Source organism: Actinomycetota bacterium (genome assembly GCA_005774595.1).
Lineage (GTDB): Bacteria > Actinomycetota > Coriobacteriia > Anaerosomatales > D1FN1-002 > D1FN1-002.
Genome location: VAUM01000071.1, coordinates 1 through 7,524, shown reverse-complemented (window position 1 = coordinate 7,524; position 7,524 = coordinate 1). Strand labels below are relative to the sequence as shown.

The window sequence follows — 7,524 nt, the reverse complement described above, 5'->3', positions numbered from 1 at the left end:
AGCTCGCAGACCGCGTCCGAGACCGCGAGGGTGACGTCCCAGTGGCCCCCGGGCTCCGGCAGCGGCATGCCGCCCTCGGCCGCCTCCTCGGCGGCTTCCGCGATGCGCGCCGCGGCGGCGAGCGCCTCGATGGGATGGGCGCCGACGGCCGTCTCGCCCGAGAGCATCACCGCGTCCGCGCGCTGGAAGACCGCGGTCGCCACGTCGGACGCCTCCGCGCGCGTGGGCCGGTCGGCGGTCAGCATCGACTGGAGCATCTCGGTGGCCACGATGACGGGCCTGCCCGCCTCGCGCGCCATGCGCACGAGCCCTCGCTGGATCACGGGCACCCGCTCGGGCGAGGTCTCGGCGCCCAGGTCGCCGCGCGCGACCATCACCGCGTCGGCCGCATCGACGATCTCGGGCAGCGCGGCGAGCGCCTCGTGCTTCTCGACCTTGGCGACGATGGGCACCGCTCGCTCACCCATCGCTGCGCGCAGGCGCTCGACGTCCGCTGCGGAGCGCACGAACGACTGCGCCACGAGGTCGACGCCCACATCAAGCCCCCATGCCAGGTCGTCGAGGTCCTTGGGTGTCACGCCGTCGACCGACAGCGTCCGGCCCGCGACGTTGACGCCCTTGCGGGCCTTCAGGGGCCCGCCGACCTCGACGCGCGTGAACACGGACGGCCCCTTCACGTCCTCGACGCGCAGTCTCACGCGCCCATCGTCGAGCAGCACCGCATCACCGGTGCGCACGTCGTTCGCCAGGCCCGCATGCGTCACGCACGCGCGGGTCGCGTCGCCGGCGCACTCCTCGCCGCCGCGAAGCTCGAAGACGGCGCCCTCCTTGAGCACGACTCCCTCGGCCATCGGCCCGATGCGGATCTTGGGCCCCGACAGGTCGAGCATCACCGCGACGTGCCTGCCGGCGCGCTGCGCGGCGGCGCGCACGCCATCCAGCAGCGGCTCGAGCCCCTCGGGCCCCGCGTGTGAGGCGTTGAGCCGGGCGACGTCGAGTCCCGTCGACACGAGCGCGTCGAGGACCGCGGGCGATGACGAGGCGGGCCCGAGGGTGGCGACCAGCTTCACGCGGCGCGTCACGGCCGCCCCTACTCCTCGCCGGTCCTCGGAAGCCGGATCAGCATCACGCCGTCCTCCTCGCGGCGGACGGTGATCTCGCCGCCTCCGAGACGGTGAGCGGCGGTGCGCAGGTTGCCGTAGATGCGGTCGATCCACTCGCGGTCGGTGTGCACGAGCAGCGCGCGGTCGCCGGACAGCAGGAAGAAGCGCACGAGGCGGGTGGCCACGCCGCGCGGAGGCGGCGCCGGCACGGTGGTCTCGCGGGCCTCGGCGGCCCAGGTCTCCTCGCCGGTGAATGTGGGCGTCCAGTTCGCGAGCTCCGCGACGAACACCACGGCCCGCTGCGCGCCTTCGCCGCGAACGATGCGCGAACGGACGTCGAAGCCCTGCGCGGCGGCGGAGCGCGAGAGGTACGCCCAGTCCATCGAGCCGTCCTCGGGCAGCATCATCACCACGCGGTGGCGGACGCGGATCGCCAGCTCGAGCAGGAGCTTCATCAGGCCGAGGCCCCTGCGCGGCGTGAAGGTGACGACGGCGACGTCGTAGGCCACGTCGCGCGGCAGGTCCTCGGTCATGCCTCGCAAGACGTTGAGCTTCTCGGACGACGCGACGTCCTTGGCGAGCAGGCGCCTCAGCATGCCGGCCGACGGCTCGAGCGCGGTGAGCATCGCCGAGCTCTCGAGCAGCGGGCCGGTCATCAGCCCCGTCGCCGCGCCGACCTCGAGCACGCGCGAGCCGCCCGGGATCTCGGACTGCACCGCGCCGGTCAGCTCGGGGAAGACGCGCTCGGCGCCGTACTCGTGGGCGTAGTCGTCGGCGAGGCGCTCGCGGCGCGCCAGCGCGGACTCCAGCGGCACGCCGAAGTCGTGCGTGGCCACACCTGTGGTCCTCCTGGGCACGCGGCCGCCCCCCTCGCGCCTCCCGCGCGCTACCGGATGTTGTAGAACGCCTCCATGCCGGGGTACACCGACGACTCCGCGAGCTCCTCCTCGATGCGCAGGAGCTGGTTGTACTTGGCGATGCGGTCCGAGCGGGCCGGCGCGCCGGTCTTGATCTGGCCGGCGTTCACGGCCACGGCGAGGTCCGCGATCGTGCTGTCCTCGGTCTCGCCCGAGCGGTGCGAGATCACGCACGTGTAGCCGGCACGCTTGGCGGTCTCGATGGCCTCGAGCGTCTCGGTGAGGGTGCCGATCTGGTTGACCTTGACGAGGATCGAGTTGGCGACCCCCATCGCGATGCCCTTCTTGAGGCGCTCGGTGTTGGTGACGAACAGGTCGTCGCCCACGAGCTGGATCCGCGAACCGAGCCGCTCGGTCAGCAGCTTCCAGCCGTCCCAGTCCTCCTCGGCCATGCCGTCCTCGATGCTGACGATCGGGTAGCGGTCCACGAGGTCGGCCCAGAAGTCCACCATCTGCGCGCTCGTGAGCTCGCGGCCCTCGCCTTTGAGCATGTAGACGCCGCGCTCGGCGTCGTAGATCTCGGTCGTGGCCGGGTCGAGCGCGATGCGGATCTGCTCGCCGGGCGTGTAGCCGGCCTGCTCGATGGCGGCCATGATGACCTTGAGCGCATCCTCGTTGCTGTCGAGGTCCGGCGCGAAGCCGCCCTCGTCGCCGACACCCGTGGCGAGCTTGCGCTCCTTCAGGACCTTCTTGAGCGTGTGGTAGATCTCCGCGCACATGCGCAGGCCCTCGCGGAAGGAGCCCGCGCCGACCGGCATGACCATGAACTCCTGCAAGTCGACGTTGTTATCCGCGTGCGCGCCGCCGTTCATGATGTTCATCATCGGGACCGGCAGGGTGCAGGCGTTCGGGCCGCCGAGGTAGCTGTAGAGCGTCAGCTCGGTGGACTCGGCGGCCGCGCGGGCAGCGGCCAGCGACACGCCGAGGACCGCGTTGGCGCCGAGAGCGGCCTTGTTCGGCGTGGCGTCGAGCGCGACCATGGCGGCGTCGAGGCCGCGCTGGTCGGTGGCATCGATGCCGACGAGTTCCTCGGCCAGCGTCTCGTTCACGTTCTTGACGGCCGTGAGCACGCCCTTGCCCAGGTAGCGCGCGGAGTCGCCGTCGCGCAGCTCGACCGCCTCGAACGCTCCGGTCGACGCGCCCGAGGGCACCATCGCGCGGCCGAACGAGCCGTCGTCGAGCAGGACCTCGACCTCGACGGTCGGGTTGCCGCGCGAGTCGAGCACCTCGCGCGCGTGGATGTCGGTGATGTAGCTCATGTACGGTCGTCCCCTTCCCGTTTCGCGGCGGCCGCCCCGCTCACGCGGGCCTTGGCGGCCTGCCAGCGACCTTCCATGTCCTCGATGTGCATCCCCTGAAGCGTGACACCATCCTCGCGCGCGCGGCGCTCCATGTCACGGAATCTCGCCGAGAACCGCTCGCACGCCTCGCGCAGGCAGGTCTCGGCGTCGAGGCCCTGCTTGCGCGCGAGGTTGACCACGGTGAACAGCAGGTCGCCGACCTCGTGCGCGGCCTCGGGCGAGCCCGGCTCGGTGGCCTTGAGCTCGTCGATCTCCTCGTGGACCTTGGTCCACACGCCGTCGAGGTCCTCCCACTCGAACCCGACCGCCACCGCGCGGCGCGAGATCTTCTGCGCGTACATGAGCGCGGGCAGCGTGGGCGTGACGCCGTCGAGGGCGGAGGGCTCGGCGGCGGGGGCACCGGGAGCATCCGCCTCGCCGGCCGCCGCGTTCGCGCGCTCGCCGGCCTTGATGGCGTCCCAGCGGTGCATGACCTCCTCGGGGGTGGCCGCGACCGCGTCGCCGAAGATGTGCGGGTGGCGACGGCGGATCTTCTCCGAGATGCCGGCCGTCACGTCGCCGATCGTGAACGCGCCCTCGTCGGCCGCGATCTGCGCATGGAGCACGACTTGGAGCAGCACGTCGCCGAGCTCGTCGGCCAGGTGCGCGTGGTCACCCTCGTCGATGGCGGCGACGGCCTCGTACGCCTCCTCGAGCATGTGCGTGCGCAAGGTCGCGTGCGTCTGGGCGCGGTCCCACGGGCAACCGTCCGGCGCACGCAGGCGCGCGACGATGGCCACGAACTCCTCGAAGCCGCCGGCCGGAGCGGGGTCCATGGGGCGCCGTCGCGGCTCGCGGGCCTTCGCTACTTGGTCGTCGTGGCGGTGCTCGCCGGGGCCTTCGGCTTGGTCCGCTGCGGCGCGCCCGTCGCGGTCGTCGGCCGCGTGGTGGTGCCGGTCGTCGGCACCGGACCCTCGACAGCGGCCTTCAGATCCTCGTCGAAGATCTCGATCTCGGCCTCGGCGCGCAGCTTCTGCAGGTAGTTCTGGTACGACTGCGCCTGCGACTGCTGGAACAGGATCTGGCGGATCTGCTCCTTGACCTCCTCGAGCGTCTTCTGCTTGTCGCTCTTCTTCTCGATCATCTTGATGACGTGCCAGCCGAACGACGTCTTGACCGGCTTCGAGATGGCGCCCACGCCGAGCTTGTCGGCTGCGGCCTGGAACTCGGCCGCGTACGGCATCGTCGCCCAACCGAGATCGCCGCCCTTCGACGCGGTCGCGGCGTCCTTCGAGTACTGCTTGGCCAGCCCGGCGAAGTCGGAGCCGCCGGCAGCCTTGCCGTAGACCTCGTCGGCGGTCTTCTGGTCGTTCAGGAGCACGTGCGCGACGTGGATCATCTCGTAGGGCTGGCGCACGTAGCGCGACTTGTTCTTGTCGTAGTGGACCTTGATCTCCTCGTCAGAGATCGTGACGTCAGCGGCGACCTTCTTGATGAGCGCCTGCGAGGTCATCTGGTCGCGCGTGAACTCGGTGAACTGCTCGATGTCGTAGCCGGACTTGGACAGCGCGGCCTCGAAGGCGGCCTGGTCCTTGAAGCCCTTCTTCAGGTTCTCGATCTGCTTGGCGACCTCTTCGTCGGTGACCTTGACGCCTTCCTTGTCGGCCGCCTGGCTCAGGAGCTCGGCGTCGATCATCTGGTTCAAGAGGGAGCGGCGGAAGCGGAACTCGGCGTCGGCGTTGCCGAACATCGTCGGGTACTGCTCCTTGTAGCGTGCGATCTCCTTGTCGAAGTCGTCCTGCTTGATGCCCTTGCCGTTGACCTTGGCGATGAGCCCGGCGTTCGTGCACGCGCAGCCGGCGGAACCGGCGAGCAGGACTGCGGCGAGCAGGACGGCGACGATCGAGGTGAGACGCTTCATGCTTCCTCCGATGAGAGACAGACCCTGCATCCTCAGACCCCCGTCAGGGCTCCGGCCAGTATAGCATCGAGCACCCGCTCGGCCGCTCCCAGCGGCTCCTCGTCACGCTCGAGCGGGACGACCAGCTTGCGCGGCCCGACGAGGTACACCGCGCCGCCCTTCGCGAACGCCGCGCGGACCTCGTCGGCGGGCTCGACGGGCATCACGGTGAGCCTGCGTCGGGCCACCGCCACGCTCGTCGCGCCGGCCTCGGCGGCCTTCGCGCGCACGCGAGCCACTTGTAGCAGGTCGGCCGCCTGGGGCGGCGGCGCTCCGTGCTTCTCCACGAGTTCTCCGCGGACGCGCTCCGCAGCCTCCGGCGTGAGCGCTCCCGCGATCGCGCGGTAAAGGCGCACGCGCTCGCCCGCGTCCGGGACGTACTCGTCGGGCAGGTACGCCTTCACGGCGATGTCGACGCGCACCTCGGGGTGCGCCACCGGTGGCTCGCCGCGCGCCTCGGCCACCGCCTCGCGGATCATCTGCGCGTACAGGTCGAAGCCGACCGCCGACAGCGAGCCGGACTGCTCGGCGCCCAGAAGCGAGCCCGCGCCGCGGATCTCGAGGTCGCGCATGGCGATCTTGATGCCGCTTCCGAGCTCGTCGTGGTCGCGGATGGCCATGAGACGCTCCGCGGCCTGGTCGGTCAGGCCCGCGGCGCGCGGGAACAGGAAGTACGCGTACGCGCGCACGTGCGAGCGGCCGACGCGGCCCTTGAGCTGGTAGAGCTGGGCCAAGCCGAGGCGCTGCGAGTCCTCGATGATCAGCGTGTTCGAGTGCGGGTTGTCGATGCCCGACTCGATGATGGTGGTGGCCACGAGCACGTCGGCCTCGCCGGCTGCGTAGCTCTCCATCACCGCCTCGAGCTGGCGCTCCGACATCTGCCCGTGCGCCACGAGCACGCGTGCCTCGGGCGCCGCGTCGGTGACCCGGCGTGCGGCCTCGTCGATGGAGCGCACGCGGTTCGAGACGAAGTAGACCTGGCCGCCACGCTCGAGCTCTGCGCGGATGGCGCCGGACACCACGTCGGCGTCGTACTCGCCGACGTGCACCTTGATCGGGAAGCGGTTGGGCGGCGGCGTGTCGATGACCGACATGTCGCGCACACCCGACAGCGCCATCTGCAGCGTGCGAGGGATCGGCGTGGCCGACAGCGTGAGCACGTCGACCTGCTCGCGCAGGTGCTTCAGGTGCTCCTTGTGCTGCACCCCGAAGCGCTGCTCCTCGTCGACGACCACGAGGCCGAGCTGCTTGGGCGCGACGTCGTGCGAGAGCAGGCGGTGCGTGCCGATGAGCACGTCGACCTCACCAGCCGCGAAGTCGGCGAGCGTGGCGGACTGCTGCGCCGAGCTGCGGAAACGCGAGAGCACGTCGACGCGCACGGGGAACGGGGCGAACCGCTCGGAGAAGGTCGTGAAGTGCTGCTGTGCGAGGATGGTGGTCGGGCACAGCACGAGGACCTGGCGGCCGTCCTGGACCGCCTTGAACGCCGCGCGGATGGCGACCTCAGTCTTGCCGTAGCCGACGTCGCCGCAGATGAGCCGGTCCATCGGCTTGTCTGACTCCATGTCGGACTTCACGTCAGCGATGGCGGCGAGCTGGTCGGGCGTCTCCTCGTACGGGAACATCGCCTCCATCTCCATCTGCCACGGCGTGTCCGACGGGAAGACGTGGCCGGTCACGGCGGCGCGGCGCGCGTAGAGGTCGACGAGGTCGAACGCGAGCTTGCGTGCGGCCTTGCGGGCCTTGGCGGTGGCGCGCGTCCAGTCCGCGGTGTTCAGGCGCGTGACGCGCGGCGCAGAGCCGTCGGGGCCGACGAAGCGCGTGACGCGGTCGAGCTGCTCGACCGGGACGTAGAGCTTGTCGCCGTGCGCGTACTCGAGCAGCAGGTAGTCGCGCTCGGTGCCGGCCGTTTCGCGGCGCGTGAGCTCGCGGAAGAGCGCGATGCCGTGCACCGCGTGGACGACCCAGTCGCCGGGCGCGAAGTCGAACGTGATCTGCGAGGGATCGACGCCGCGGGCGGAGCGGGCGCGCCCGCCACGGGGCGCGACGTCCTCGATCGAGACGAGCGCGAGGCGGGCGTCAGGTACGACGAAGCCGGCGGGGACGTCGGCGCGGGTGACGTGCACGCGCTTGGGCGCGAGTGAAGCCGGCGGCTCGGGCAGGTCGGTGACGGCGAGACCGGCGTCGGCGAGCGCGTCGGTGACGCGAGCGCGCTGCTCGCGGTTGGGCGCGGCGAACACGACGCGGCTGCCGGCGTCCAGCAG

Annotated in this window: 6 protein-coding genes; all 6 read right to left on the bottom strand. The window is 71.1% G+C overall.

Translation table 11 applies throughout. The features are described 5' to 3' along the window. A partial coding sequence (gene pyk, locus FDZ70_04445; GenBank protein TLM78284.1) for a pyruvate kinase occupies positions 1 to 1,082 on the bottom strand: 1,082 nt, incomplete at its 3' end. Positions 1,083 to 1,090: 8 nt separating this feature from the next. Next, positions 1,091 to 1,960 carry a class I SAM-dependent methyltransferase gene (locus FDZ70_04440; GenBank protein ID TLM78283.1) on the bottom strand — a complete coding sequence of 290 codons (870 nt, stop codon included), beginning with the start codon at positions 1,958 to 1,960 and terminating at the stop codon, positions 1,091 to 1,093. Between the two features lie 29 nt (positions 1,961 to 1,989). Further along, positions 1,990 to 3,279, bottom strand: coding sequence for a phosphopyruvate hydratase (eno, locus tag FDZ70_04435; GenBank protein TLM78282.1), 1,290 nt, complete (start codon positions 3,277 to 3,279; stop codon positions 1,990 to 1,992). Continuing rightward, complete coding sequence (gene mazG / locus FDZ70_04430) at positions 3,276 to 4,136, bottom strand: nucleoside triphosphate pyrophosphohydrolase (protein ID TLM78281.1); 861 nt, start codon at positions 4,134 to 4,136, stop codon at positions 3,276 to 3,278. The genes eno and mazG overlap by 4 nt, the downstream gene beginning before the upstream one ends. A gap of 29 nt (positions 4,137 to 4,165) precedes the next feature. Next, a complete protein-coding gene (locus FDZ70_04425; GenBank protein ID TLM78280.1) occupies positions 4,166 to 5,251 on the bottom strand; it encodes a hypothetical protein in 1,086 nt (361 codons plus the stop codon). A 2-nt stretch (positions 5,252 to 5,253) separates the two neighbouring features. Continuing rightward, positions 5,254 to 7,524, bottom strand: a 2,271-nt coding sequence (gene mfd, locus FDZ70_04420) for a transcription-repair coupling factor (GenBank protein TLM78279.1), incomplete at its 5' end; no start/stop codon positions are given.